Here is a 25,863-nt window from a genome sequence, read left to right on the forward strand (position 1 = left end):
AAACAAATGAAAAACATATCAAAAATATCCGCGCTTATAGTTCTATTTATAAACATTAGCTGCAAAGCACAACAAATGGTTCAAACGCCTAATGATGTCTATAAATTAAAGAAAAACGAGCAGCAATTTCTTAACAAGCCTTTAAAAAATCTTCTGAAAGAAATAAAACCAGAGATAAAATCAGCCTTTGGAACGTTGAGTTCAGTAGGTTATCCATCGTATTTTTCATTTTCATTTATTAATTCACACGAATTAAAACAAAAAAAGGAAGGTAGAAAACTTATAGGATTATACGTTTATGTAAAAGAGCCTGTTGATGAATGGGATTATGGTACCAGACCAAAAGAAATAGAATTCTCCTGGCGAAAAGAAGATGTGGAGAAGTATGGTAATTTTACTGTAGTGAGGATTAAAGTAATTGAACGAATAGAAGACTAAAGTATGGAAAGTACTATAAAAATATTAGCAATATTATTTGTTATAAATTCTAACTGCAAAGCACAACAAATGATACAAACACCTGATGACATTTATAAATTAAAAGCAAATGAACAGCAATTTATCAACAAGCCATTAAAAAATGTTCTGAAAGAAATAAAACCTGAGATTAAGATGGCTTTCGGAATAGTAGATTATCCATCATTTTTTGCTTTCAAATTTTTTACTCCCACTGAAATTAATCGAAGGGTTATTGGGAGAAAACATAATAGTATTTATATATATGTAGAGGAACCAATTGACTGGAATTTTGATAAAAGAGTTAAAGGAAAAGAATACCAATGGACAAAGGAAGATTTAGAAAAGTATGGTAATCTTACTGTAACTAGGATCAAGGTAGTTCAACGAATAGAAGACTAAAAAGTATGAAAAATACATTGAAACTCGTACTGTTGTTTTCTGTGATACACTGTAGCTGCAAAGCACAGCAAATGGTTCAAGTGCCAATGGATGCCTATAAGTTAAAAACGAATGAGCAGCAATTCATAAACAAACCTTTGAAAAATTTATTAAATGAGATAAAACCGGAAATTAAACTTGTACTAGGTACAGTAGACTACCCACCTTTTTTTTCTTTCTATTTTATAAGTCGAGAAGAATTGAACAAAAAAATACTTGGAAGTACTTTAAGATTTTATGTATATGTAAAAGAACCTTTAGACTGGAATTTTGATAAAAGACCAAATAGTACAGCATACAATTGGACAAAAGAGGATTTGGAAAAGTACGGAAATCTTACTGTAGAACGAATTAAAGTTAGTGGTAAAGAATAATTTTGTTAATCTTCAAATCCTTAAAATAAGACTAAGTACCATGAAAATCATATTAAAAACATTTATAATTCTATTCGTATTTGCAAACATTAGCTGCAAAGCACAACAAATGGTACAAACTACCAAAGATGTGTATCTTTTAAAAACGAATGAACAGCAATTTCTCAATAAACCTTTAAAAAATCTTCTCAAAGAAATAAAACCGGAAATCAAAACTGCAGATGCTACTAACGAAAATAATCCCTATTATTTTAGCTTTAAATTTAGAACACTGGAACATCGAAGAAAAAATATAGGAAGCAAGGAAGATCGTGTATCGCTATACGTCTATGTAAAAACTCCTATTGACTGGAAATATGAGGAAAGACCTAAAGGTCAGGAATTAAGGTGGGCCAAAGAAGAAGTAGAGAAATATGGTGATCTAATTGTAGTTCGAATCAAAGTAATTCAACCCGTAGAGGAATAGATGCTATGAAAAACATATTAAAAATATCCGCGCTTATAGTTCTATTTATAAACATTAGCTGCAAAGCACAACAAATGGTTCAAACTCCTAATGATGTCTATAAATTAAAGAAAAACGAGCAGCAATTTCTTAACAAGCCTTTAAAAAATCTTCTGAAAGAAATAAAACCAGAGATAAAAATGGCTTATGGATCACTAGATAATCCATGTTATTTTGCTTTTAGATTTATTAGTCCTAAAGAAATAGAAAGCAAACCTGCCAGTTCGAATATATTAGGCTTGTATGTATATGTGAAAGAAATTGTTGACGAATGGGGGCTTGGAAAAAGACCTAAAGAAATAGAATTTACATGGACAAAAGAAGATCTGGAAAAATACGGTAACTGTACTGTAATTCGAATAAAAGTATTAGGTAAAGATTAAGATATGAAAAATAAATTGAAACTCTTCGTACTTCTGTTTTCTCTGATGCAATATAGCTGCCAAGCACAACAAATGGTTCAAGTGCCAATGGATGCCTATAAGTTAAAAACGAATGAACATCAATTCATAAACAAGCCTCTTAAAGATTTATTAAAAGAGATAAAACCGGAGATCAAACTTGTATCAGGTACGGTAGAATATCCGCCTTTTTTTTCTTTTCGATTTATAAGCCGGGAAGAATTAATTAAGAGACCATTAGGTGGAAATATATTAGGTCTATATGTATATGTAAAAGAACCTTTAGACTGGGATTTTGATAAAAGACCAAAAGATACAGCCTCTAAATGGACAAAAGAGGATCTGGAAAAGTACGGAAACCTTACTGTAGAGCGAATTAAAGTTATTGGCAAAGAATAATCTAATAATGATAATCTTCAAATCATAATGATAAAACTAAGCATATGAAAATCATATTTAAAACATTCATAATTCTATTCCTGTTTGCAAACATTAGCTGCAAAGCACAACAAATGGTACAAACACCTAATGATATTTATAAATTAAAAGCAAATGAAGAGCAATTTCTCGACAAGCCTTTAAAAAATCTTCTGAAAGAAATAAAACCAGAGATACAATCAGCTTTTGGAGTTAAAACTCCCAAAGATTATCCATGCTATTTTATGTTTTCATTTAGTAGTTCAAACGAATTAAAACAAAGAATGATAGAGGGAAAATTTAAGGGATTATATGTGTATGTAAAAGAGCCTGTCGATGAATGGGATAATGGTAAGAGATCACAAGAAACAGAGCTTGAATGGACCAAAAAAGATGTTGAAAAATACGGCAGTTTCACTGTAATTAAAATTCAGGTAATTGATCAGACAAAAGATTAATAACATGAAAAATATAGTAAAAACTCTTCTTATTATTGTTTTCTCTGAAGCACTACAACTGCAAAGCACAACAAATGGTTCAGGTACCAAATGATGCACATAAATTAAAACTGAACGAACAACAATTCATTTATAAACCGCTAAAAAGATCTCCTAAAAGAGATAAAACCGAAAATCAAAAAAAATCCCCCAGTTTCCATTTTAATGAAACCGGGGGATTAATAAAAAAATAAAACACAATCTTTAGAACGAATACCTAACTCCAAATTGTCCCTGGAAACGTGAGGCTAGCTGATCTACAGTATAAGGTGCAGCCGTAGGTTTCTGGAAAGTATACGTTGGATCGCCAGTAGCCACTCCGCCTAAATTTCCTGATTTGGTTAACCCAAGATTTGCTGTTGAATTGTATGTATTTGGAACGAAATAACTTCTTCCCCAATCTTTATTGATAAGGTTTCCAATGTTCGCCATGCTGAATGAAATCTGGAAGGTACCCACTTTTGAAACTTTGATTTCATCCATTAATTTTAAGTCAGCCTGAATATTCCATGGGGTAGTGTCGCCATTTCTTTGTGTGAACGTTCCTCTTCTGCTTTTCAGATAATCATTTCCATTGATGAAAGCTTCGTAATCTGCCACTTGTTGTGCAGCTGTAGCCGATGGTACTCCTGCAGCACTCACACCAATATATTTAGCCGCTTCTGTTGCATCTTTAAAGATATAAGCCAATCCGGCAGCCTGTCCTGTTCCTGCAATAGTTGAGTTTACAAATCCCCATGAAAACGGATTTCCTGATTGCGCATTAAAATACACATTCGCAGAAAAAGTATTGTTATCAGCCACTTTTACGGCATATCCTACATTAGAAACAATTCTGTGTTTGATATTAAAGTTAGAGGTTGCCAATTGCGGATCGTTTGGTGTTAAGGACTGGTTCATCTGGAAGTTACTTTCCATAGAATTACGAATTCCGTTGGTAACATCACGGGAATTCCCGTACGTATAAGCAGCCATAAAATTAAGGCCAAAATCATACGTTTTAGAAATCATTTCGGTAATGCTGTATCGGTATCCTTTGTTTGTATTGGAAAGCAAGTAAGCATTTGAAAAAGCCGGATTGATATTGGATGCATAAATAGGCATCTGATGATTGGTATCATAAGAGAAATAAGTCGGGTTATCCGTTTTATTTACTTGTTGAAATTCCAAATCACGAATCACTTTTGTATAAATAGCTTCCGTTGTAAATTTATAGCCGTCTATAATTTTATCAATAGCCAGTGAGTTTCTCAAAACAGACGGCATTTTGAATTTATTATCTACTAAATCTGCCTGAACTTTAGGGGTTGCATCGTGATATCCATTTAGTCCGTTAGTGGCCAAAGGATCACCTGCTGCTGCAACCTGAGCCGGAGTAAGGTTATTTTTGTCGTAACTTCCGTATCCAACACCATCATTATAATAGGCATATCCTAACCATGCAAACGGAATTCTGCCCGTAAATACTCCCGATCCGCCTCTTATAACAAGCGTTTTATCTTCGTCTACGTTGTAGGTAAATCCTATTCTTGGCGAAACCAATGCCGTACTGAAAAAGTTATTTTTAATCTGATTTAATGGTGTGTAACTGTAAGTAGTACCATAATTTGGATCAGCCGGCGAATTTTGTACTTGTGAACTCAGGTTTGGTTTCGTTGGTAAATCGGTATAATCAACTCTCACACCCGGCGTCACTTTTAGTTTGTTGCCAATTCTAATTTCATCCTGTACATAAAAACTGTAAAGGTTTACTTTGAATTTCGCATAAGGATCATTAAAAATCTCGTCTCTGGAAGAGCCGTCAAACGGGTACGTTCCACGAACACGGGTAGGAAGTTTATTATAGAAATCTGCAAGCGATTTATAAGAAACCCTTCCGTTAAGCGCATTTACAAATCCGTAATTAATGTCATAGAATTCATTGTGCGTACCAAACAATAAAGTATGGTTTCCGGTTTTATACGTAAGGTTGTCCGTGATTTCGGCAGTATTTTGCTTCATGTTGAAAACAGTTGCTTCACGATCATTTCCTAAGAAAATAGTTCCTCCGTTATAGCCAATTTCTGTCTGTGGAAACATAACATTGCCTGATTTTGGATCACGATAATCCTTAATGGCGGAATAACTGGCAATAAATGAATTCGACCACTGGCTGTTAAAATGACTTTTTAGTTCTAAAACCGTACTGATGGATTGGTTTTTCTGTGTAAAATCCATACTTGAAAACCTGAAGTTTGCTGCATCACGCTCTAAGTTGGAGGCTTCAGATATAACCGTATTGTTTCTTAAGGAAAGGGAATTTTTGTCATTAATTTTCCAGTCCAATTTATTGAAGAATTTCTGGCTTTTTGCAAAGTTATTGTATGCATCATAACTTCCCGGGTCAAATCCGTAGTTTGTTTTAACGAAATTGGAAATTTGTTCTGCTGTAGTGTTATCGACTAACGAAGTTAATTTTCCTGCAGAATTGGTCTGTCCGGCATTGTAAAATAAAGGATCAGTTCGCTCGGCATATTCCATATTGGTAAAGAAGAATAATTTGTCTTTTACAATTGGCAATCCTAGTCTGAAACCAACCTGATAATCGCCAAACGAATTTGGCATTTTAGAACCGTCACCGGCGTTATTTGGACCAGTAATAGCGGCCATTCTGCCATAACTGTAAATAGATCCGCTTACGGTATTGGTCCCGCTGCGGGTAACCGCATTTACACTTCCTCCAAGAAAATTCCCCAGTTTAATATCATAAGGAGCAATATATACCTGGATATCCTGTATCGCATCAAGACTTATAGAGTTAGAACGTGTACTGCTTCCCGGCATTCCTGAAGTTCCGGACTGACCGCCTAGAGAAGGACTGAAACCAATCGCATCATTATTTATAGAACCGTCAATAGTCACGTTGTTGTATCTGAAATTAGTTCCGGCAAAGGAGTTGTTAGAACTCTGCGGAACCAGTTTCGTAACATCCTGAATCCCTCTGTTGATTAACGGAAGACCGTTAACCTGCTTTTCACTGATATTGGTTCCGTTATTTTTAGAAGAAGGCTTAGAACTTGTGATGACAACTTCTTCCAATACATTATTATCCGCTTTGCTAACCACGATTGTTGGCAAATCATTATCACCAAGGGCTAAAAATATCTGTGCGTTAGAGTAGTCTTTGGTGTCACTACTTTTGATTTGCAGTTCGTAAGGACCACCGGCATTTAAATTTTCGAAACTAAATCTGCCCTGTTTATCCGTTGTTGCGTTGTAAACGGCGTTGGTCGGTAAATGAGTTAGGGTAACCTCAGCGCCAATTAGCGCACTTGTGCCATCATTAACTTTTGCAGATAAGGATGAGGTGGTAATTTGGGCAAAAATGTTTCCCATAGTGAGGAGCATTAATGCCGAAAAAAAGAGTCTGAGTTTTGTCATGTTGTTTTTAGTTTTTATTTGACAAAGAAACTCCCTTTGTTTTGATCGGATTTAATGCTTTTGTTAACTTAAAATGATAAAACGATGTAGGGTTAAGAAAGGATTATGAAGCTGTTATTGTTGTGCAAATGATTGAACTCTTTAAAATCAATCACTTGCGTAAAATTCTAAAAATAAGTGGATTAGAGTTGTATTTAAACCAGATTAGAAAAAGATTAGAGTGTTAAGCCAGTGTTACTAACTTCAAAAACAGGCATTTCCAAAGGGAAGTTTTTAATTGAAAAGACAATATTTTTAGGGAAATACCAATGTAAATGAAGCTCCTTTTTCAAGTTCGGACTCTACCACCAAAGTAATGTTATGAAGCTTAAGGATCTGAATGGTTATAAAGAGCCCTAATCCCTGTCCCTGAATATGGCGTGTATGATCACTTCGGAAAAAAAGATCAAAAATAGATTCCTGATCACTTTTTGAAATACCGGGTCCCTGATCGGTAACCTTTACCCGAAGTTTTCCTTCTTGTGAAAAGGCAACAACAGCAACCTGCTCCGGAAAAGAGAATTTAATTGCATTGTCTAAAACATTGTACAACGCTATAAAAAGCAGGTGTTTATTGGCGTAAACAGCAAGTAAATCTTCCTGATCGGCTATAGCATCCAGATTCACAAAAACCTTGGCTTCCGGATATTCAATGGCTTTCTTTTCGAGAACATTCCACAATATTTCGTCTATCCTGACAGTTTCCATTTGCTGAGGCTCGGAAAGTTCAAGTCCCGATAATACCAAAAGCCCCTCTAAAATAGCTTTAAGATGCAAAGTATCTTTTCTCAGGGATTTTAATACTTTTTCGTATTGCTGATTGGTTCTTGGCTGCTGCAACGATACATCTATATCACCGATAATAATAGTAAGCGGTGTTTTTAGTTCGTGTGAGGCATTTTTAAGGAAATTGCTTTGGATCATTATACCGCTTTCAAGCCGTTCTAAAAGATAATTGAAAGTATTGACCAGTTCTTTAATTTCGTCTTTTCCGCTGGATTGCGGAACTTCGAGCCTTGAATGAAGGTTTTCGGTCGTGATTGTATTTACTTTTGCAATGACCTGTCCGAAAGGCCGGAAAGTTTGTTTGGCTAAAAATCTTCCTAACAAATAGTTTATTGGGATACCGGCCAGGTAAAAAAGAAGAAACATAAACCCCAGTATTTGAAGCTGGTGGTTTCCGGCGCGGTCAATTCCTGAGACAACGATTATGAAATCCCCCTGATTGTCCTTATAAAAAAGTCCCACAAATTGGCGGTCACCTCTTGTAAAAGTTCTTAGTTTTCCTTTTGTGATGGCTTTTAAATCTGTATCACTTAGATCAAAATCAATAGTGTCCTGCAAATAAAGTGCGTTTGTCCTGGCATCATACACCCTTATCGATTCATTGTTTATTCGTTTGTACTGAAGTTCAATTTGTTGGTAACGGGCGCTGTTGAATTCTTTTATTTCATCTTTTTCAAAATAAAAAAGTGCTGTCGTCATGGCATGATCTTCAAGATTGTCAAAATAAAGATCTTTCATATGACTTCTGAAAAGGAGGAAAGATCCGGTCATAACAAGACCGACGGTAAAAGCAAAAAGAAGCGTTGAATTGGCAGCTAACTTATTCTTAAGATTCATGACTCTTTTGTTTGAGCATATATCCGGTTCCTTTTATAGTATGAATTAGAGGAGTAGGGAAGTTCTTGTCTATTTTATTACGCAAATAGTTAATGTAAACATCTACGGTATTGGATGTCGTTTCAAAATCAATATTCCAGACTGCCTGTGCAATTGCAATCCGGGATAAGGCTTTCTCGCGGTTTTTCATAAAAAAGATCAGAAGTTTTAATTCTCTTGACGAAAGGTTGAGTTCTTTTCCGTCTCTGGATGCACTTTGCTCTTTCATGTTAATTTCCACTCCGGCATAAGACTGAAAATCGAGAATTCCGTTGCTGAATTCCGTGCGTCGAAGCTGAGCGTTTATGCGGGCTAAAAGTTCTTCAAACAAAAAAGGCTTGGCTAAATAATCGTCGGCTCCGGCTTGTAATCCTTTTACTTTTTCCTGTGGCGTATCGAGTGCGCTCAGGATCAGTATAGGTACTATTATTTTTCTGCTTCTTAAAACTTCGCAGACTTCAAATCCGGTTACATCAGGAAGCATGATATCGAGAATAATAAGGTTATATTCATTCTCCATTACTTCTTTTATGGCATCAAATCCTTTTGTAATCGTTTTGACCTCATATAAATGTTCTTCAAGTCCCCTCGTGATAAAGGAAGCAACCCTTGGGTCATCTTCTACTAATAGTACTTTATTCATGCCTTTCTAGCCATTTTTTTAGGAGCAGATTAATGTTATAAAAGTAATTAAAAGTATGGCTCCGCCAATGAATCACAAAAAATATATTTAAGGACTTAATTCTTCAGCCTGTCGGATGGTTTGTATTAAAATGTTTTAAAATAACAGAGGCTAAACTGTTTTCCATCATAGGAAGGCATAAGAAGAGAAGTTGATTTGTTTTCTTTGGCGCCGAATAATTTTCGGGAAAGGTAAGGATTGAGCCAGTAGGCTGCTTTCGTGCTGAGTATTCCGATTCCGGCTCCGGCAGCCACATCAGTTAACCAGTGCCTGTTGTTGTACATTCTGAAAACTCCCGTTCCTGTCGCGATGGCATAACCCGCAACCCCATACCAAACCGACTGATCTTTGTATTCCTGGTATAGAAATTCGGCACCTGCAAAAGCAATAGCCGTATGTCCGGATGGGAAGGAATCATTTGAAGTCCCGTCAGGCCGCTCGACATTCGTGATTGATTTTAAGCCAAAAACGGTACCCACGCAAATAAGGGTAGAAGTAGCCAGGATCACAGAACGATCCCTCATGTTGTTTTTGCCTTTAACCCCAAAAGCGTTTAGTGCGTATACCGAAACAGCAGGAACATATCGCGAAAAATCATCGATAGTTACTTTTGTATCTATGCTTTCTTTGACTTCATCGCGAATCTGAAAGTTAAAGCTTTTGATCTGCCCGCTTTCAGCTCCCCAAAGACCGTAACCAATTAAGATTCCCGGAATGATGAGCTGTTTGTAATGGAAGCGTATATCTTTGACAGTATCGGCAACGATACTGTCCGTTTTCCTGTAATCCTGCGCAATTGCGTTAAAGGACAGCGAAAGTAAAAGCAGAAACAGACTAATTTTTCTCATTTAAATCTCATAAATTAATATACAATACTATAATTTCACGTTCAAAATTATATTTTGGAATATTTCCTCTTAAGTCTCAACTTTAAAGATATTAATTTTATGGGAGTCTGCCACAGGTTACGGTTTCAATTTGCCTTAATTTCTTCTTAAGTTTTGAATGCACCTTTAAGTAATCCATCGAAAAAGGGTTTGCCATATAAGCGTCAGCCCCGACTTAGAAACCTTCAATTTGTGATTTAAGGGAGTTTTTTGCTGTTAATAAAATCACCGGAATATGACTGGTTTCCAAATTGGATTTGACCTCTTTACACATCGTAATTCCATCCATAAGCGTAGTATAGACCTCACTGATTACGAGCTGGATATTTTCGTTATGAATTATTTTCAGCGTTTCTTCGCCGTTTTCGGCTTTTGAAATGGTAAAAGCAGTTCCCGGTAGTTTTAATTTTTTGAAGAATTAAGGAAATGCTTTAACAGTATTCCGGCTTTTCTGATTGGTAAAGTTATTATTTTTTGCTCCCAAGCTTTTTTATATGGAATGGAATTTTGAGTGAGTAAGAGAATACAGAAAAACACAGCAAAAGGTATATTCCTGCGAATATACCTTTTGCTGTGTTTTGGAAATAGAGAACAGGTGAATTTAATTAAACGCTTTGGTTTTAAAAAACATCCTGAGGTGCATTTACCCAAAGTTTTTCTATCTCAAGCTGGTGCAATTGTGCTTCTAAATCTTTTCTAATTTCGCTGTAGGCCGGATCATAAGCAAGATTCGTAATTTCCAATGGATCATTGATCAGGTCATACAGTTCATATTGGTTGAAATAAGCTGTTGCCGCATCGAAATAATAATCATACTTCCACTTTTCTGTTCGAATGCAGCGAATGCGATTGGCGGCCTTTATAATATTCCAATTGCTATTGGAACCAGCCTTTATGTCATCATAAGTAAACAAAATACTGTGCTGGACTGGTGTATCATTTTCCATGATCGGCAGCAAACTTGTACCTGCAAGTCCTTTCGGCGGATTTGATACATTTGCTATATCAATAAAAGTAGGCAGGATATCAGCCAGTGTTGCTAATGCCATTGACTGCTTTATGTCGTGATCTTTAAATATAACCGGATTTGAAATTACAAGAGGAACCCGTAAAGCCTCTTCATATGCAACAAAAGTTTTCTGACGCAATCCACCGTGAGCGAGACCCATTTCGCCATGATCTGACGTTAACGTGACAAGAGCAGAATCTGCCAGTCGCTTTCCATTTTCATCTTCCTGGTATAATTCTTTGATTAGGTATCCAATTTCCTTATCAACATGACTCAGTAAATAACCATAAAAATTAATATAATCCAGTTGCTGTTCGGGAGAAGCGACAGGACCCAGGCTAAGGGCCATATTGATTAAGATTTGTTCCTGAGCCATGGGTTTTTTATTTTCAAGCAAATTTTCATTTACTGTCGCCGGAAGTCCAATTTCCCGACCCGACCAGGTATCGGTATGGTAGCCTGAGGTACCGGCTGATTTTGGATAAGCCAGAACATCATGCGGGTTCACAAGCGAAAGAATAAGACAATAAGGTTGATGATCTCCTGCCGCTCTTTTTGCCTTCACTTCTTTTAGATATTGTATGGCTTCCGCAGTGTATTTGGCATCATGATTTGCATAACCTCCGCCAAAGTTAAGAGGATTGACATCTTCACCGGCATCCGGAGCAACCCAGCCCATTGCTCCATACAGTGAAATATCGGCAGCGGTCAGGTCTTCGTAATTCGTTTTAGTACCGTTGGGAGCGACTCCTTTACTCATATGCCACTTGCCCCGATATTGCACATCATAGCCATCTGCCCAAAGTACGTTCATTATATTGGGTAAGGAGTTGTCAAGTGTTGGCTCCTGCGGGGATAAAAGCCCTCCTTCGGTTAACGTTTGGCTTACCCCATGTTTGGCCGGATAGGTTCCCGTAAATAAGGTTGCCCGACTAGGGGAGCACATGCAGGTATTGCAAAAAGCCCGGTCGAAACTAAATCCATTCTGCTTAAGAAATGTCAGGGTAGGAAGATTTTTTTCTTCCCATCCCGGTGGAAAATGTTGTGTAGCACGTTGTTCATCCGTAATAATCAGGATCAGGTCCGGCTGTTGGCCAATTTGATTCAGTTTTTCTTTTAGGTCCATTGTTTTTGGGTTTAACTTATTAATAAAAAATACAATTATCAATTTAAGTGGCCTAAAATCAGTTGTTTGAATTCTTTCCCCGGAAAATAAATTCAGGTGACAGAATGCCCTAACATTTTTAATAGGTCTGAATTAATAAGAATAAAATTACAGTAATAAAACATGCCGGAAGAACGTATAAATACCTGTTTATGTATGGGTAGTTAAATGGATTGTAAAAGATGGTGAGAGAAGCCTGATTTTTTTCTAAGAATTTAAATCGGAATAAAATTTTCTGATTATGGTTTTAAATTCCGCACCACGAATATTTCCTAAAGAAGAAAAAATTTGATTGTAATCCAGGCATAAATAAAAAAATATTCCTGATAGTATTAACAGTAACAATTGATCTTAAAAGTAATTTTGTATGATAATCTAAATGGCTTTGAATTTAAAAATGGCCATAAGATCGGCTTTATTATACTCCCCAATTGAATTTTTTTAATAGATTGCATCATTTAATATGGCAGCCTGCTTTAAAGGCAGCGTTACGATAAATTCTGCACCATTATCTTTTTCTCCGGTGGCGGTAATTGTTCCGTTATGGCGTTTGGCAATTTTTCGGCAAAGGGCAAGGCCAAGACCATTTCCCTCATACTCATCTTTTGAATGCAGTCTTTCAAAGGCTGTAAAAATCCTTTCGGCAAAAGCAACGTCAATCCCGATACCATTATCTTTAATGGTTATTGCCACTGCATCAACTCCGTTCAGTGTAGTGAAAGAAGCGTTTATAATCACTCGCGGAGGCTGATCTGCTTTTGAAAATTTAAGGGCATTTTGCATCAGGTTATAGAAAAGCTGACTGATAAGAATTGGGGCTCCTTCTATTTCGGGAAGATCACTGCTAACAAAAATGGCACCTTTTTCTTTTATAATAAGCTCAAGATCTATTTTTATATTTTCCACTACTTCATTGAGATCTACAGGTTCAATAGGCTGTGTATTCTTGCCTAAAGTCGAATAGGACAGTATACCCTCAATAATATTCTGCATTCTTTGTGTAGACTGATCAATTTTGTTGAGATACTTTTTGCAAATTTCATTAAACTCCATTTCCTTTTCATTGCGTAGAAGCGTATTGAAAATTTTAATTTTCCGAACAGGCTCGCGAAGATCATGGCTCACGACATTAGCAAAATGCAGAAGATCATCATTGGATCTCCTTAATTCTTCTGTACTGTTGGCAACCTGTCTTTTTAATTCGTCTTCAAATTGCCGCTGCTCATTGATATCCTGAATGATTCCGATAATGGTCGTTGGAACGCCATTTTCGTCTTTTACAATTTCACCCTTGATTTTAGCCCACTTTACAGATTGGTCCTCATTTACGATACGGGTTTCATAAGATATTTTACCCGTAAGCAATGCCTCTTCATGGGCTTTTTCGCGTATGGCAAAGTCGTCAGGATGCATCTTTGCAATGAACTCTTCATTCGAAATCTCCCTGTCTATAGACCAGATGGAATTAAAATTTCCGGAAGTTTTTATTTTTTTTGTAGCCAGATCTATTTCGTAGGTGCCCAGGTCTGAAGTGTCAATGGCCATTCTGAGTCTTTCCTCTGAGCTTTTGATCTGTTGTTGTGCCAGATGGAGATCCGTGACGTCTGTACCGGTATTCATTACTCCGTAAATACTGCCTTCAGCATCTTTGAGGGGTATAAAACTATAGTTGAAATAATAAGTTGTCATTGTACCGTCAACAATCAGATCGACTCTTTTATTCTTCCCGTGAAAAGGTATACCGGTTCTAAGTACGCCGGTGGCCTCTTTAAAGAAATCCTCTTCTTTTATTTCAGGCAGCACCTCCAGATAATTTTTTCCTATTACCTGATCGCCTTTACCCCAGGTTTTAATCATGGCACTATTGGCGAGTTCAATTTTGAGCTCACTTCCTGAGTATACTGCAATGGGAAGGGGTGTATTATCCACTATATCATTTAAGAGTTCAATATTTCGGTACATGGCAGGGTATTTATTTTTTAGCGAATCTATAATATAACTTATTTTTTTTGTTACATTACTTCATCAAACTGTTTCATAATTTTATGCAATTGGGTTTATATTAATGAATTGACCTGTATTTTCGTTTCGATAATTTATTATTCGAAATAGAACGTTGTTGCTTTGATTTAAACCGGTCTATTCCGGTTATCCGTTTTGCTTCATGTTTGGTAGCGCAGTGCTCCACGCGTTTACGCCATAACTTATAACTGCTGAATTTCAGTTCTTTCTTCATAAGCGCCTTGACATCGGCTTCAGACAAATTAAATTGATATTGAATAGCCTCAAATGTAGTACGGTCTTCCCAGGCCATTTCAATAATACGGTCAAGTTCTACAGGAGAAAAATCAGGATTCTTTGGTTTCATATATTTAATTTCATTTTAAAAACATAATTTGGATAGTTTCAATGCAAAAACAATCTAACGAAGTACTTATCAAATAGCTTTATTCATGCATTACTAAGGTAAGCAATTGTAAATAATTTTGTTTAATGTTTTTACAAAATAGTTAAACATTTTTGTATCTTTAACAATGTTATGCCGGAAAAAATGAGTTTGTCTCTAATTTTATGTGAATTTAAGTGAAAAATTAGTAATTAAAATCTCACTACAGTATTTACCAAAAATTCATTTACGATAGAAGCAAGTACAGTTAATTAAACTTAAAAAAAATGAACAAAATTGTAATTATTGGGGGAAGTAAGGGGATAGGCAGTGCTATTTTGCTTCAGCAGCTCGAAAACCAAATGGTGTATAATATCAGCAGGACCGCACCTCCTGTTTCCCATCCCAATTTAGTGCATTTTCAGGTAGATGTGCTTCATGAGGAGCTGCCCGATATAGAAAATATCGATTCCCTGATTTATTGCCCGGGATCTATTAATCTCAAACCCATTTCAAATTTGAGTATTACTGATTTCAGGGATGATTTTGAAATTAATGTCATTGGTGCCGTTCGGGTTATTCAGAAATACCTGCCTGTTTTAAAAATGGGAAACAATCCCTCAATTGTATTATTCAGTACCGTGGCCGCAAAACTAGGCATGCCCTTTCACGCCAGTATTGCTGCTGCAAAATCAGGAGTTGAAGGACTGGTGAGGTCACTTGGCGCGGAACTGGCTCCGACAGTCCGAATAAATGCGATAGCACCCACAATTACAGAGACATCGCTTTCAGCTTCAATTTTGCGAAACGATCGTATGAAAGAAAACATGAAAGAACGCCATCCACTGAAAAATTACCTGAAAGCAGAGGAGGTTGCCCAGCTGGCGGATTATCTTATTTCGGAAAAAGCAGCTTCGATTTCGGGACAGGTTTTTCAGATGGATTATGGCCTGGTGAGTTTTAAATTATAACGAAAAAAATAAAAAATGAAAATTCTTCTCACCGGTGCTACAGGTTATATCGGAAAACGTCTTTTGCCTTTGCTACTGGATCAGGGGCATGAGGTGATTTGTTGTGTACGCGACAGCAACAGGTTTTACTATCCCGAAGAATTCACCAAAAACATAAAGGTTATCGAAGTTGATTTTCTAAATCAGCAGAGCCTGAAAAACATTCCGGCTGCTATTGACGCAGCCTATTATCTCATTCATTCCATGTCCGGAGCCGCTTCGAATTACGATGAACTGGAAAGTATCTCGGCACGCAATTTTATACAACAATTAAATCATACAAGTGCCAGACAGATTATTTACCTGAGCGGGATTGTAAATGATACGTCATTATCCAAACATTTGTCCTCGAGAAAGGCAGTAGAGGATATTTTAAAGAGCGGACCAATTCCGGCTACTACCTTAAGGGCGGGAATTATAGTAGGCTCCGGCAGTGCCTCATTTGAAATTATAAGAGACCTGGTGAATAAACTGCCGGTGATGATCACACCCAAATGGCTCAATACCAAATGCCAGCCTATTGCCATTAGTGATGTTTTGGAATTCCTGATAAAATCACTCCTCAATCCAGTCACCTATCAGCAGAGTTTTGATATAGGAGGGCCCGATATTCTTACTTATAAACAAATGCTGCTGCAGTTTGCCAGGGCAAAAAAACTCAAACGATATATTTATACCGTACCCGTGATGACGCCAAAATTATCCTCTTACTGGCTCTATTTTGTAACGTCTACCTCCTTTAAATTAGCGGCTGCCCTCGTGAGCAGCATGAAAGTAGAAGTAATATGCCGGGATAACCGTATCAATACACTGTTGGGCGTATCACCGATGACTTACGAAAAAGCGCTGGCAAGGGCTCTGGTAAAAATCGAAGAAGATGACATCCTGTCCAGTTGGAAAGATTCCATGATTAGCGGACGATTTAGCGGGAGTGTGGCACAATACCTCAAAGTACCTAAAAAAGATTGTTTTATTGATCGAAGAAAAAGAACCATCATAGACAGGGCGTATACTATTGAAAAAATATGGGCTATAGGTGGTGAAACGGGATGGTATTACGGAGACTGGCTTTGGAGCCTCCGGGGAGTGATTGACAAGATTTTTGGAGGTGTCGGATTAAGAAGGGGCAGAACCCATAAAAAGAATATTAACGCAGGAGACGTGATCGATTTTTGGCGTGTGGTGTACGCAAACAAAAAAGAAGGAAAATTGATTTTGTATGCCGAAATGAAATTACCGGGAGAGGCATGGCTGGAATTTAAAATAATCAACAGTACCTTATATCAGGCCGCTACTTTCAGGCCAAAAGGAATTTTAGGTAAACTATACTGGTATTCTGTTTTGCCCTTTCACGGTTTTATTTTTGACGGTATGATTCAGAAATTAATTGAAACAGTCCGAAATAATTAAATCAATATAAAGAGGAACGAGTAAGTATAGAAAAATAAATATCCTTTTTTATTTTCAACTTAAAATTTAAAATGCCATAATTAAAACAGGTCATCCTTTTACTGAATTTCTAAGTCCGGACCATGATCGAAAATGAGCCGGGTAATTATCCCTTACACTTGTAGATCCTATTGTACTTTATCAGGGAATTTCATTCGATATTCCTCTTTTATTTGTTAATTTATTTGTTTTTTTATAAGTAATTTAATTACTACATTTGAGAAGCAGAATACATTATTGGCCGATATGGTCAGTAATGGTGTGCGCTAACCAAAGTAAGATGACCTATAAAAATATTCTTCAGATTGATGATGACTCAGATGACTGCGAATTGTTTATGGAAGCGTTACGGGCTGTTTCTTCAGCATTTTGTACGTCACTTAATGATCCGTTGGAGGCGTTGAGAAGACTTGTTGAAAAAGAAATTCAGCCGGATGTTATTTTTCTTGATCTGAATATGCCCATTATGTCGGGTATGGAATTGCTGGGAGAGTTAAAAAAGAAGGAACTTTTAAAAGATATTCCCGTTATTATTTTTTCTACCTCTGAGCTTGATAGTATTAAAAGGGAAGCCAAAGATTCGGGTGCGTTCGATTTTATTTCAAAACCCAATAATTTTACCGAGCTAAAAGGAATTCTTAGAAAATATGCGGTGGATTAGCAAAGAGCTTTACGGAATAGGCTTGTTCACTATAATTTAGTAGTGAAACAGGAAGCACTTTTTTAGTGTTTATTGATGATTATTAACGGTTTTAAATATCTCGCTTTTACTTTTTGAGAATGAAGTTATCGACCCAGATTCTTTTAGCGTTTACCCTGATAATTTTGCTGTCCGTTGCGGACTCATATACGAATTATATGTTGTCAAAGAAGGTGCAGCGCAATTCCTTATTTCTGGCCAGGTCAGAAGAAATCATTCGTAATTCCAATAAAACCCATAAAACAATTATCGAAATGCAGAGTGCGTTTCGGGGTTACCTGCTGACCGATGACCGGACTTTTCTGCATGCTTATTTTAAGGGAATAAAGATGGTTCCTCTTTTAATAAAAGAACAGCAGCTGCGAGTAGGAAACACGAGTAATCAGCGGATCATATTGGATTCTATCAATATACTTCATGCCAATTGGCTCAGCTATTCAGAAGAACTGGTTCAGGCAAGAACAGCGAAATCGGAATCCTATAAAAACCTTTTCGAGCATTCCCTGAAAAAACACGTGGGAAAAAAAATAAACGACGCCATTGCCGAAAAGTTCTTAAGGTTTGATAAGATAGAATATAAAAAAAGAAAATATCACACCGATATGTTGTTCGATTCTATGCGATACGCACGTTCTTTTTCCCTTATTTTTCTGACCCTGACAGTTATAGTAGGTGTATTAAGTACGTTGTTCATCATGTATGTAACCCACAGGAGAATTAATTCCATGGTACGTCTTGCCGAAAATATCTCAAAAGGAAATTTTACCATAATGAAGGATACGCGAAACGATGAGCTGACCCAGCTTGCCACTTCCCTGAACAGTATGTCATCAAAACTGGATAAAAATATTCGGGAGCTAAAAAACAGAAACACCGAGCTCAATAAGTTTGCGTATGTAGTGTCGCATGATCTAAAAGCGCCTATTCGCGGAATCCATAATGTCGTCAGCTGGATTGAAGAAGATCATGACCGGGAGCTTTCTCCCGAACTGAAAAAATATCTTCAGATCATTCCGCAGAAAACCCAACGTATGGAGGCTCTGATTAATGGTTTATTGGATTATGCGCGACTTAATATAAAAGCAGCTCCGGAAAAAATCAATACCAATGCACTGGTTCATGAAATTACCGATTCGATAATCACCAGAAATATAATTCTGGAAATCGAGGACCTTCCCGATTTGTACACCGAAAGGATTAAACTGGAGCAGGTATTTTCGAATTTAATCAGCAATGCCGTAAAATATACGCCACAGGAGGGAGGAAAAATTAAAATAAGCTGCAGGATATTTTCGGAATTTTATGAATTCTCGGTAAAGGACAATGGTATTGGAATTGCACGGGAATATCATCAGAAAATATTTGAAATTTTTCAGACGCTTCGGGAACAAAATGAGCAGGAAAGCACCGGTGTTGGCCTCGCAATTGTGAAAAAAATAATCGATGACCACCAGGAAGATATTATGGTTAAATCGGAATTGGGAAAAGGAGCCGAATTTATCTTTACCTGGAGAAATAATTAAATTATGAAAAAACCAACCATCTTATTAATTGAAGACGACGAACTCGATATCATTAGCGTCGAGCGATCGTTAAAGAAATTGGACAGTGATTATGTGCTTCATTCGGCGTACAATGGCATAGAAGCCTTAAAAATGCTTAGGGATGTCAATTTGGGATTGGTTCCCGATGTGATACTTTTAGATATCAATATGCCCAGAATGAACGGAATAGAATTTCTGAAAGTAATCAGGGAAGATGAAAAACTTACTGATTTAAAGGTTTTTATCATGACCACTTCTTCAGAAGGAGATGACCGGCTGGAAGCTGAAAAACTTGGAATATCAGGGTATATCATAAAGCCGCTTAATTATACAGACAATACAAAAAGATCAGATTCTATGGATGCCTTCGTACAATTTCACTTAAGGAAAATATTGCTTGACGAAAGTATTTAGGATTAGCTTGTAATTTTTTAATCATTCTATAAAAGAATTGAGAACATGAAAAAAGTAAAAGAAAATAAGAAGGAGGCTGCAGAAATGGTACTGGCTCTTCCGATTGTTTCCGGTGAAAAACCAGTAAAAAATAAAGCAAAAAAGGCAGATACAGAAGAATCTGTCTTAAGCGATGCAGAGTTTTTAAAGATTTTGCTGAAAGTCAAAAATGGTAATTTTACGCAACGTTTCCCAACCGACCAGAACGGAATTAAAAGATCAATCTGCGATACTTTAAATGAAATCATAGATCTCAACGAAAGAATGGTTTTTGAATTTCAGAAAGTAGGGAAAAGCATTGGAAAACAAGGAAAATTAACCAACAGGGTAGCCCTCGATGGTGCAAGGGGTTCGTGGAGTTCCTGTGTTGATTCGGTAAACACGCTGATTTCGGATCTGGTGCATCCTACGATCGAAATTGCGCACGTAATCACCTCGGTGGCAAAAGGAAACTTATCCCAGGAGATGCCGCTGTCTATTGAAGGAAATCCGCTTCAGGGAGAATTCTTAAGGATTGCCAAAGAGGTAAACGGAATGGTAAAACAGCTGAACCTGTTTTCTATGGAGGTGACCCGTGTGGCACGTGAGGTAGGTACAGAAGGTAAATTGGGAGGTCAGGCCAAAGTAAGGGGAGTTGGAGGAGTGTGGAAAGATCTTACCGATTCGGTAAATAAGATGGCCTCTAACTTAACCGGACAGGTACGTAATATTGCCGATGTAACCACGGCGGTAGCCAAAGGAGATTTATCCAAAAAGATTACCGTTGACGTAAAAGGAGAAATTTTAGAATTAAAAAATACCATCAATACCATGGTGGATCAGCTGAACTCGTTCTCCTCTGAGGTAACGCGTGTGGCACGTGAGGTAGGTACTGAGGGAAAACTGGGCGGACAGGCACAGGTAAAAGGAGTTGGGGGAACCTGGAAAGATTTAACGGATTCCGTAAATCAGATGGCCTCCAACTTAACCGGACAGGTACGTAATATTGCCGATGTAACCACGGCGGTAGCAAAAGGAGATTTATCGAAAAAAATTACCGTGGACGTAAAAGGAGAAATCCTCGAACTTAAAAATACCATCAACACCATGGTGGATCAGCTGAATTCCTTTTCTTCCGAGGTGACACGTGTGGCCGTAGAGGTAGGATCGGAAGGAAAACTCGGAGGTCAGGCGAGAGTGCGTGGTGTCGGTGGGGTTTGGAAAGATTTAACGGATTCGGTAAATCAGATGGCGTCCAATTTAACGGGGCAGGTACGTAATATTGCCGAGGTAACCACAGCGGTAGCAAAAGGAGATTTATCCAAGAAAATTACCGTAAACGTTGCAGGGGAAATCCTGGAACTTAAAAATACCATTAATACGATGGTGGACCAGCTGAACTCTTTTGGAGCCGAGGTAACGCGTGTGGCGCGTGAGGTAGGTTCAGAAGGAAAGCTGGGAGGCCAGGCAAAAGTAAAAGGAGTTGGGGGAACCTGGAAAGATTTAACGGACTCGGTGAATCAGATGGCTTCTAACCTAACCGGTCAGGTACGAAACATTGCCGAGGTAACCACAGCGGTAGCAAATGGTGACCTTTCGAAAAAAATTACGGCTGTAGCCGAAGGAGAAATCCTGGAACTGAAGAAAACCATTAATACGATGGTGGATCAGCTGAACTCCTTTTCTTCCGAGGTAACGCGTGTGGCACTTGAGGTAGGAACCGAAGGAAAACTGGGCGGCCAGGCAAAAGTAAAAGGAGTTGGGGGAACCTGGAAAGATTTAACGGACTCGGTAAATCAGATGGCGTCCAACTTAACCGGTCAGGTGCGTAATATCGCCGAGGTAACCACAGCGGTAGCCAAAGGCGATTTATCACGTCAGATTACCGTAGATACAAAAGGAGAAATTCTCGAGCTTAAAAATACGATTAATACCATGGTAGGCCAGCTGAACTCGTTCGCCTCGGAAGTAACCCGTGTGGCGCGTGAGGTAGGTACCGAAGGAAAACTGGGAGGTCAGGCGCAGGTGGAAGGTGTTGGTGGAACCTGGAAAGATTTAACCGATTCGGTAAACCAGATGGCATCGAATCTTACCGGACAAGTACGTAACATTGCCGAGGTAACCACAGCGGTAGCCAAAGGCGATTTATCGCTCCAGATTACCGTTGACGTAAAAGGAGAAATCTTAGAGTTAAAAAATACAATTAACACGATGGTGGATCAGCTGCGGGGCTTTGCTTCTGAAGTAACCCGTGTATCGAGAGAGGTAGGAACCGAAGGAAAACTAGGAGGTCAGGCGAATGTGCCGGGAGTTGCCGGAACCTGGAAAGATTTAACCGATTCGGTGAATCAGATGGCGGGTAACTTAACCGCCCAGGTTCGTAATATTGCCGATGTGGCGATTGCGGTGGCCAATGGGGATATGTCCCGAAAAATTACGGTGGACGTTCGCGGGGAAATTCTTCAATTGAAAGAAACCCTGAATACGATGGTGGATCAGCTTCGTGAATTTGCCTCCGAGGTAACCCGTGTGGCGCGTGAGGTAGGTACCGAAGGAAAACTGGGAGGCCAGGCGAATGTGCCGGGAGTTGCGGGAACCTGGAAAGATTTAACCGATTCAGTGAATCAGATGGCAGGTAACTTAACGACTCAGGTGCGTAACATTGCCGAGGTAACGATTGCCGTGGCCAACGGGGATATGTCGAAAAAAATTACCGCAGACGTTCGTGGAGAAATCCTGCAATTGAAAGAAACCGTAAATACGATGGTGGATCAGCTGCGTGCCTTCGCCTCTGAGGTAACCCGTGTGGCGCGTGAGGTAGGAACGGACGGAAAACTGGGCGGACAGGCATTCGTACCGGGAGTTGCCGGAACCTGGAAAGATTTAACGGATTCGGTGAATCAGATGGCATCGAACTTAACCGATCAGGTGCGTAATATTGCCGAGGTGACCAAAGCCGTAGCCAATGGCGACCTTTCGAAACCGATTACGGTTGACGTAAAAGGGGAAATCCTCGATTTGAAAAACACCTTCAATACGATGGTGGAACAGCTGAACTCTTTTGCCTCAGAGGTAACGCGTGTGGCGCGTGAGGTAGGTACCGAAGGAAAACTGGGAGGACAGTCCGAAGTGAAAGGGGTTGCCGGAACCTGGAAAGATTTAACAGATTCGGTTAACTTAATGGCTTCCAACTTAACCTCACAGGTTCGTGGAATCGCCAAAGTAGTAACTTCTGTAGCCAAAGGAAACTTAAAACAAAAATTATCCATTGATGCCAAAGGGGAGGTGGCCCAATTAACCGATACCATCAACGAAATGATTGATACGCTCGCAACCTTCTCCGATCAGGTAACTACCGTGGCGAGAGAGGTGGGAGCCGAAGGAAAACTGGGAGGCCAGGCCAACGTGCCGGGAGCATCGGGAACATGGAAAAACTTGACAGAAAACGTAAATCAGCTGGCGGCGAATCTTACGACTCAGGTACGTGCGATTTCTGAGGTGGCTTCTGCGGTAACACAGGGAGATTTAACGCGAACCATTGGTGTGGAAGCGAAAGGAGAGGTTGAGGCCCTGAAAGATACCATCAACCAGATGATTTCGAACCTGAAAGCCACCACTTTGAGAAATCAGGAACAGGACTGGTTAAAATCGAATCTGGCGAAATTTACGCAAATGCTTCAGGGGCAAAAAGAATTGAATTCGGTGACCAAAAAAATCCTGTCAGAGCTGGCAACGGTGGTGACCGCCCAACACGGATTGTTTTATATCCTGCAGGAAGACGAACAATTCATGGATTCCAAATTAAACCTGATTGCTTCTTATGCCTATATTAAAAGAAAAAATTCCCCGACGCAGTATGCCATGGGCGAAGGACTGATTGGACAGGTTGCTGTAGAAAAAGAAAGAATTATTCTGAGCAATGTGCCCAAAGATTATATCAGAATCAATTCGGGCCTTGGAGATGCCAAACCCAAAGACGTTATTATCCTGCCCGTATTATTTGAAGGCCAGTTAAAAGCGGTTATCGAACTGGCATCGCTGGATACGTTCAGTGAAACGCATCTCGATTTCCTGGAAGGTTTAACAGAAAGTATTGGTATTGTATTAAATACAATCGAATCGAACTCCAGAACCGAAGAATTACTGGTACAGTCACAATCGCTGGCAGGAGAGCTGAAAAGCCAGCAGGAAGTATTGAAAAATACGAACGAGGAACTGGAAGAAAAAGCCTTTTTATTAGCGAACCAGAAAGAAGAGGTAGAACTTAAAAACCAGGAAGTTGAGGTAGCGAGAAAAGCACTGGAAGAAAAAGCCGACCAGCTGACTTTAACCTCCAAATACAAATCGGAATTCCTTGCGAATATGTCGCACGAGTTAAGAACACCGCTAAACAGTTTGCAGATCTTAGCGAATGAGCTGATTGCGAATCGTGACGGAAATTTATCTGAAAAACAAATTCAGTTTGCGAAAACAATCAATTCGTGCGGGGATGACCTTATCCAGCTGATTAACGATATTCTTGACTTATCTAAAATTGAATCCGGATACATTTCCGTGGATTACAATCCGATTAGTTTTGAAGAAATCAGCCGATTCGTAGCTTCTACTTTCAATCCGATTTCAGAAGCCAAACACCTTCGTTTTAATATTATAATGGACGACAATCTTCCGGAACTGATGGAAACCGATTCACAACGATTGAATCAAATCCTGAAAAACCTGCTTTCCAACTCCTTCAAGTTTACCGAAAAAGGAGAAGTTAAACTTAAAATATACAAAGCCAACAACAATTGGAAAACCAATAACATCAGCCTTGAAAATGCAGAAGCGGTGGTCGCCTTTGAAATTTCAGATACCGGAATTGGTATTTCGAAAGAAAAGCAAAACATCATTTTTGAAGCCTTCCAGCAGGCGGAAGGTTCGACCAGCCGTAAATATGGCGGTACAGGTCTGGGACTGTCCATTAGCCGTGGATTATCGGATTTATTAGGCGGAAGTATCGAACTGGAAAGCGAAAATAATGTAGGAAGTAAGTTTACGTTATTTTTGCCTTTGAAATTTGTACATATTGCCGAAATTGAAAATATCGACGTCACTGAAGAGGCCGATCAGAAAGGCCGTATCAAATCGTTACCGTCAGAAAAATTCAACAGATCTGATATTGACTTGTTCTTTGTGGATGAGGTAGGCGATGACCGAACCGATATAAAGCCAAACGATAAAGTGTTACTGATTGCGGAAGACAACCTTACTTTTGCTAAAATCATGTTAGAACAGGCCCATAATAATGGCATTAAAGCGATTGTGACGACAAAAGGAAACGACGTTATTGACTTTATCAATCAGTTTCATCCGCACGCAATCACCATGGACCTTAATATGCCGGATACCAGCGGCTGGAAAATCCTGGACCGTTTGAAAACCGATTTCAATTTACGCCATATTCCGGTTTATATTATTTCCGGTGAAGACGAACGCAATAAAGGACTGAAACGCGGTGCGAGAAACTTTCTGCTGAAACCGGTAAAAAATGATTCGCTGACACAGTTATTTAATGATATTCATGACTTTAAAAACAAGAAAATCAAAAATTTGCTGGTCGTAGATGATAACGAGGCAGAGCTAAACAGAATACTGGAAGCCGTAAGCGGTGATGATATTGTGGTTTCGGCAGCAAAAACAGCCAAAGAGGCCGTTACTTTATTAGGAAAAAAATCATTTGATTGTATTATCTTAGATTTGGTATTGCCGGATGCGGACGGTTTAGATCTTATTAATGATCTCGAAAATAATATTGCAGGACAGGAAACAGCAATTATTGTGCATTCTGCCGGAGATGTCAACAAACAGCAAAAAGCGAAACTGAACCGGTTTGCCCACAGCATTATTGTCAAAAGCGTAGATTCTATAGAAGAACTGGTAGATCAGACGGCCCTGTTTATGCACCGTGTCCACAAGGAACTTCCGGAACTGATGCGCGAAAGAATTGAATCTTTCTATTTAAAAGAAGATGTATTACAGGGTAAAAAAGTACTTTTGGTCGATGACGATGTTCGAAATTTATTTGCGCTGACAACCGCATTAGAGCGTTACGGCCTTGACGTTATTAGTGCGGAAAGCGGTCAGGAAGCCATTGATCTTATTAATGAAGACGAGGCAATAGATATTGTTTTAATGGACATTATGATGCCCGAAATGGATGGGTACGAAACCATGAAACATATTAGAAAAGACCCGAAACATAAAGATCTGACTATTATCGCCGTAACGGCAAAAGCCATGAAAGGGGACAGACAGCGCTGTATTGAATCCGGGGCTTCAGATTATATGACAAAACCTGTAAATGTTGAACAATTATCCACGTTGATGCGTGTATGGCTTAAATAA

21 protein-coding genes are annotated in these 25,863 nt (G+C 38.6%); 13 read left to right on the forward strand and 8 right to left on the reverse strand.

Annotation, left to right across the window (positions count from 1 at the left end; all coding sequences use genetic code 11):
* Nucleotides 1-6: 6 nt before the first annotated feature.
* Genes LPB89_RS06850 through LPB89_RS06880 form a run of 7 tightly spaced genes read left to right on the forward strand, consistent with a single transcriptional unit; the run spans nucleotide 7 to nucleotide 3,052 of the window.
* The gene (locus tag LPB89_RS06850) at nucleotides 7-438 is read left to right on the forward strand and encodes a hypothetical protein (protein ID WP_230701022.1); all 432 of its coding nucleotides are present in this window, start codon (nucleotides 7-9) and stop codon (nucleotides 436-438) included.
* 3 nt (nucleotides 439-441) lie between these two features.
* Entirely contained in the window at nucleotides 442-858 is a 417-nt protein-coding gene (locus LPB89_RS06855) for a hypothetical protein (RefSeq protein WP_230701023.1), read from the forward strand.
* A 5-nt stretch (nucleotides 859-863) separates the two neighbouring features.
* Complete coding sequence (locus LPB89_RS06860) at nucleotides 864-1,271, forward strand: hypothetical protein (RefSeq protein WP_230701024.1); 408 nt, start codon at nucleotides 864-866, stop codon at nucleotides 1,269-1,271.
* A 40-nt stretch (nucleotides 1,272-1,311) separates the two neighbouring features.
* A complete protein-coding gene (locus LPB89_RS06865) occupies nucleotides 1,312-1,737 on the forward strand; it encodes a hypothetical protein (RefSeq protein ID WP_230701025.1) in 426 nt (141 codons plus the stop codon).
* A gap of 5 nt (nucleotides 1,738-1,742) precedes the next feature.
* Nucleotides 1,743-2,159, forward strand: a complete 417-nt coding sequence (locus LPB89_RS06870) for a hypothetical protein (RefSeq protein WP_230701026.1) — start codon at nucleotides 1,743-1,745, stop codon at nucleotides 2,157-2,159.
* Between the two features lie 3 nt (nucleotides 2,160-2,162).
* Entirely contained in the window at nucleotides 2,163-2,576 is a 414-nt protein-coding gene (locus LPB89_RS06875; protein WP_230701027.1) for a hypothetical protein, read from the forward strand.
* Nucleotides 2,577-2,620: 44 nt separating this feature from the next.
* A complete protein-coding gene (locus LPB89_RS06880) occupies nucleotides 2,621-3,052 on the forward strand; it encodes a hypothetical protein (protein WP_230701028.1) in 432 nt (143 codons plus the stop codon).
* A gap of 243 nt (nucleotides 3,053-3,295) precedes the next feature.
* Here LPB89_RS06880 and LPB89_RS06885 read toward each other — a convergent pair whose 3' ends face one another.
* From LPB89_RS06885 to LPB89_RS06920, 8 genes are all read right to left on the reverse strand, one after another.
* Nucleotides 3,296-6,511 carry a TonB-dependent receptor gene (locus tag LPB89_RS06885; protein WP_230701029.1) on the reverse strand — a complete coding sequence of 1,072 codons (3,216 nt, stop codon included), beginning with the start codon at nucleotides 6,509-6,511 and terminating at the stop codon, nucleotides 3,296-3,298.
* A gap of 294 nt (nucleotides 6,512-6,805) precedes the next feature.
* Nucleotides 6,806-8,173: a HAMP domain-containing sensor histidine kinase gene (locus LPB89_RS06890; RefSeq protein WP_230701030.1), complete on the reverse strand. Its 1,368-nt coding sequence runs from the start codon at nucleotides 8,171-8,173 to the stop codon at nucleotides 6,806-6,808.
* Nucleotides 8,163-8,855, reverse strand: a complete 693-nt coding sequence (locus tag LPB89_RS06895; RefSeq protein WP_230701031.1) for a response regulator transcription factor — start codon at nucleotides 8,853-8,855, stop codon at nucleotides 8,163-8,165. Before LPB89_RS06895 ends, LPB89_RS06890 begins: the two co-directional genes overlap by 11 nt.
* A gap of 125 nt (nucleotides 8,856-8,980) precedes the next feature.
* Nucleotides 8,981-9,742 (reverse strand): phosphatase PAP2 family protein, encoded by a 762-nt coding sequence (locus LPB89_RS06900; protein WP_230701032.1) that lies wholly within the window; start codon nucleotides 9,740-9,742, stop codon nucleotides 8,981-8,983.
* 214 nt (nucleotides 9,743-9,956) lie between these two features.
* The gene (locus LPB89_RS06905) at nucleotides 9,957-10,160 is read right to left on the reverse strand and encodes a PleD family two-component system response regulator (RefSeq protein ID WP_370635495.1); all 204 of its coding nucleotides are present in this window, start codon (nucleotides 10,158-10,160) and stop codon (nucleotides 9,957-9,959) included.
* 241 nt (nucleotides 10,161-10,401) lie between these two features.
* Entirely contained in the window at nucleotides 10,402-11,916 is a 1,515-nt protein-coding gene (locus LPB89_RS06910) for a sulfatase-like hydrolase/transferase (RefSeq protein ID WP_230701033.1), read from the reverse strand.
* Between the two features lie 480 nt (nucleotides 11,917-12,396).
* Nucleotides 12,397-13,917, reverse strand: coding sequence for an ATP-binding protein (locus LPB89_RS06915; RefSeq protein WP_230701034.1), 1,521 nt, complete (start codon nucleotides 13,915-13,917; stop codon nucleotides 12,397-12,399).
* A 100-nt stretch (nucleotides 13,918-14,017) separates the two neighbouring features.
* Nucleotides 14,018-14,323: a TIGR03643 family protein gene (locus tag LPB89_RS06920; protein ID WP_230701035.1), complete on the reverse strand. Its 306-nt coding sequence runs from the start codon at nucleotides 14,321-14,323 to the stop codon at nucleotides 14,018-14,020.
* A 305-nt stretch (nucleotides 14,324-14,628) separates the two neighbouring features.
* On the opposite strand from LPB89_RS06920, the gene LPB89_RS06925 reads away from it, so the two are divergent.
* From LPB89_RS06925 to LPB89_RS06950, 6 genes are all read left to right on the forward strand, one after another.
* Nucleotides 14,629-15,312 (forward strand): SDR family NAD(P)-dependent oxidoreductase, encoded by a 684-nt coding sequence (locus tag LPB89_RS06925; RefSeq protein WP_230701036.1) that lies wholly within the window; start codon nucleotides 14,629-14,631, stop codon nucleotides 15,310-15,312.
* Between the two features lie 15 nt (nucleotides 15,313-15,327).
* Entirely contained in the window at nucleotides 15,328-16,761 is a 1,434-nt protein-coding gene (locus LPB89_RS06930) for an SDR family oxidoreductase (protein WP_230701037.1), read from the forward strand.
* 319 nt (nucleotides 16,762-17,080) lie between these two features.
* A complete protein-coding gene (locus LPB89_RS06935; protein WP_230701038.1) occupies nucleotides 17,081-17,461 on the forward strand; it encodes a response regulator in 381 nt (126 codons plus the stop codon).
* A 197-nt stretch (nucleotides 17,462-17,658) separates the two neighbouring features.
* Nucleotides 17,659-19,023 carry an ATP-binding protein gene (locus LPB89_RS06940; RefSeq protein ID WP_230701039.1) on the forward strand — a complete coding sequence of 455 codons (1,365 nt, stop codon included), beginning with the start codon at nucleotides 17,659-17,661 and terminating at the stop codon, nucleotides 19,021-19,023.
* A 3-nt stretch (nucleotides 19,024-19,026) separates the two neighbouring features.
* Nucleotides 19,027-19,458: a response regulator gene (locus LPB89_RS06945; RefSeq protein ID WP_230701040.1), complete on the forward strand. Its 432-nt coding sequence runs from the start codon at nucleotides 19,027-19,029 to the stop codon at nucleotides 19,456-19,458.
* Between the two features lie 45 nt (nucleotides 19,459-19,503).
* Nucleotides 19,504-25,863 carry a HAMP domain-containing protein gene (locus LPB89_RS06950; protein WP_230701041.1) on the forward strand — a complete coding sequence of 2,120 codons (6,360 nt, stop codon included), beginning with the start codon at nucleotides 19,504-19,506 and terminating at the stop codon, nucleotides 25,861-25,863.

Source organism: Flavobacterium sp. ENC (assembly GCF_020991415.1).
Taxonomy (GTDB): Bacteria; Bacteroidota; Bacteroidia; order Flavobacteriales; family Flavobacteriaceae; genus Flavobacterium.

Excerpts from the sequence above, each read along its gene's own strand:
- LPB89_RS06925 (WP_230701036.1), top strand. The coding sequence starts at position 14,629 with ATGAACAAAATTGTAATTATTGGGGGAAGTAAGGGGATAGGCAGTGCT.
- LPB89_RS06940 (WP_230701039.1), top strand. The coding sequence starts at position 17,659 with ATGTTGTCAAAGAAGGTGCAGCGCAATTCCTTATTTCTGGCCAGGTCA.
- LPB89_RS06950 (WP_230701041.1), top strand. The coding sequence starts at position 19,504 with ATGAAAAAAGTAAAAGAAAATAAGAAGGAGGCTGCAGAAATGGTACTG.
- LPB89_RS06885 (WP_230701029.1), bottom strand. The coding sequence starts at position 6,511 with ATGACAAAACTCAGACTCTTTTTTTCGGCATTAATGCTCCTCACTATG.
- LPB89_RS06935 (WP_230701038.1), top strand. The coding sequence starts at position 17,081 with ATGACCTATAAAAATATTCTTCAGATTGATGATGACTCAGATGACTGC.
- LPB89_RS06945 (WP_230701040.1), top strand. The coding sequence starts at position 19,027 with ATGAAAAAACCAACCATCTTATTAATTGAAGACGACGAACTCGATATC.
- LPB89_RS06900 (WP_230701032.1), bottom strand. The coding sequence starts at position 9,742 with ATGAGAAAAATTAGTCTGTTTCTGCTTTTACTTTCGCTGTCCTTTAAC.
- LPB89_RS06920 (WP_230701035.1), bottom strand. The coding sequence starts at position 14,323 with ATGAAACCAAAGAATCCTGATTTTTCTCCTGTAGAACTTGACCGTATT.
- LPB89_RS06875 (WP_230701027.1), top strand. The coding sequence starts at position 2,163 with ATGAAAAATAAATTGAAACTCTTCGTACTTCTGTTTTCTCTGATGCAA.
- LPB89_RS06865 (WP_230701025.1), top strand. The coding sequence starts at position 1,312 with ATGAAAATCATATTAAAAACATTTATAATTCTATTCGTATTTGCAAAC.
- LPB89_RS06880 (WP_230701028.1), top strand. The coding sequence starts at position 2,621 with ATGAAAATCATATTTAAAACATTCATAATTCTATTCCTGTTTGCAAAC.
- LPB89_RS06850 (WP_230701022.1), top strand. The coding sequence starts at position 7 with ATGAAAAACATATCAAAAATATCCGCGCTTATAGTTCTATTTATAAAC.
- LPB89_RS06930 (WP_230701037.1), top strand. The coding sequence starts at position 15,328 with ATGAAAATTCTTCTCACCGGTGCTACAGGTTATATCGGAAAACGTCTT.
- LPB89_RS06890 (WP_230701030.1), bottom strand. The coding sequence starts at position 8,173 with ATGAATCTTAAGAATAAGTTAGCTGCCAATTCAACGCTTCTTTTTGCT.
- LPB89_RS06870 (WP_230701026.1), top strand. The coding sequence starts at position 1,743 with ATGAAAAACATATTAAAAATATCCGCGCTTATAGTTCTATTTATAAAC.
- LPB89_RS06855 (WP_230701023.1), top strand. The coding sequence starts at position 442 with ATGGAAAGTACTATAAAAATATTAGCAATATTATTTGTTATAAATTCT.
- LPB89_RS06895 (WP_230701031.1), bottom strand. The coding sequence starts at position 8,855 with ATGAATAAAGTACTATTAGTAGAAGATGACCCAAGGGTTGCTTCCTTT.
- LPB89_RS06860 (WP_230701024.1), top strand. The coding sequence starts at position 864 with ATGAAAAATACATTGAAACTCGTACTGTTGTTTTCTGTGATACACTGT.
- LPB89_RS06915 (WP_230701034.1), bottom strand. The coding sequence starts at position 13,917 with ATGTACCGAAATATTGAACTCTTAAATGATATAGTGGATAATACACCC.
- LPB89_RS06910 (WP_230701033.1), bottom strand. The coding sequence starts at position 11,916 with ATGGACCTAAAAGAAAAACTGAATCAAATTGGCCAACAGCCGGACCTG.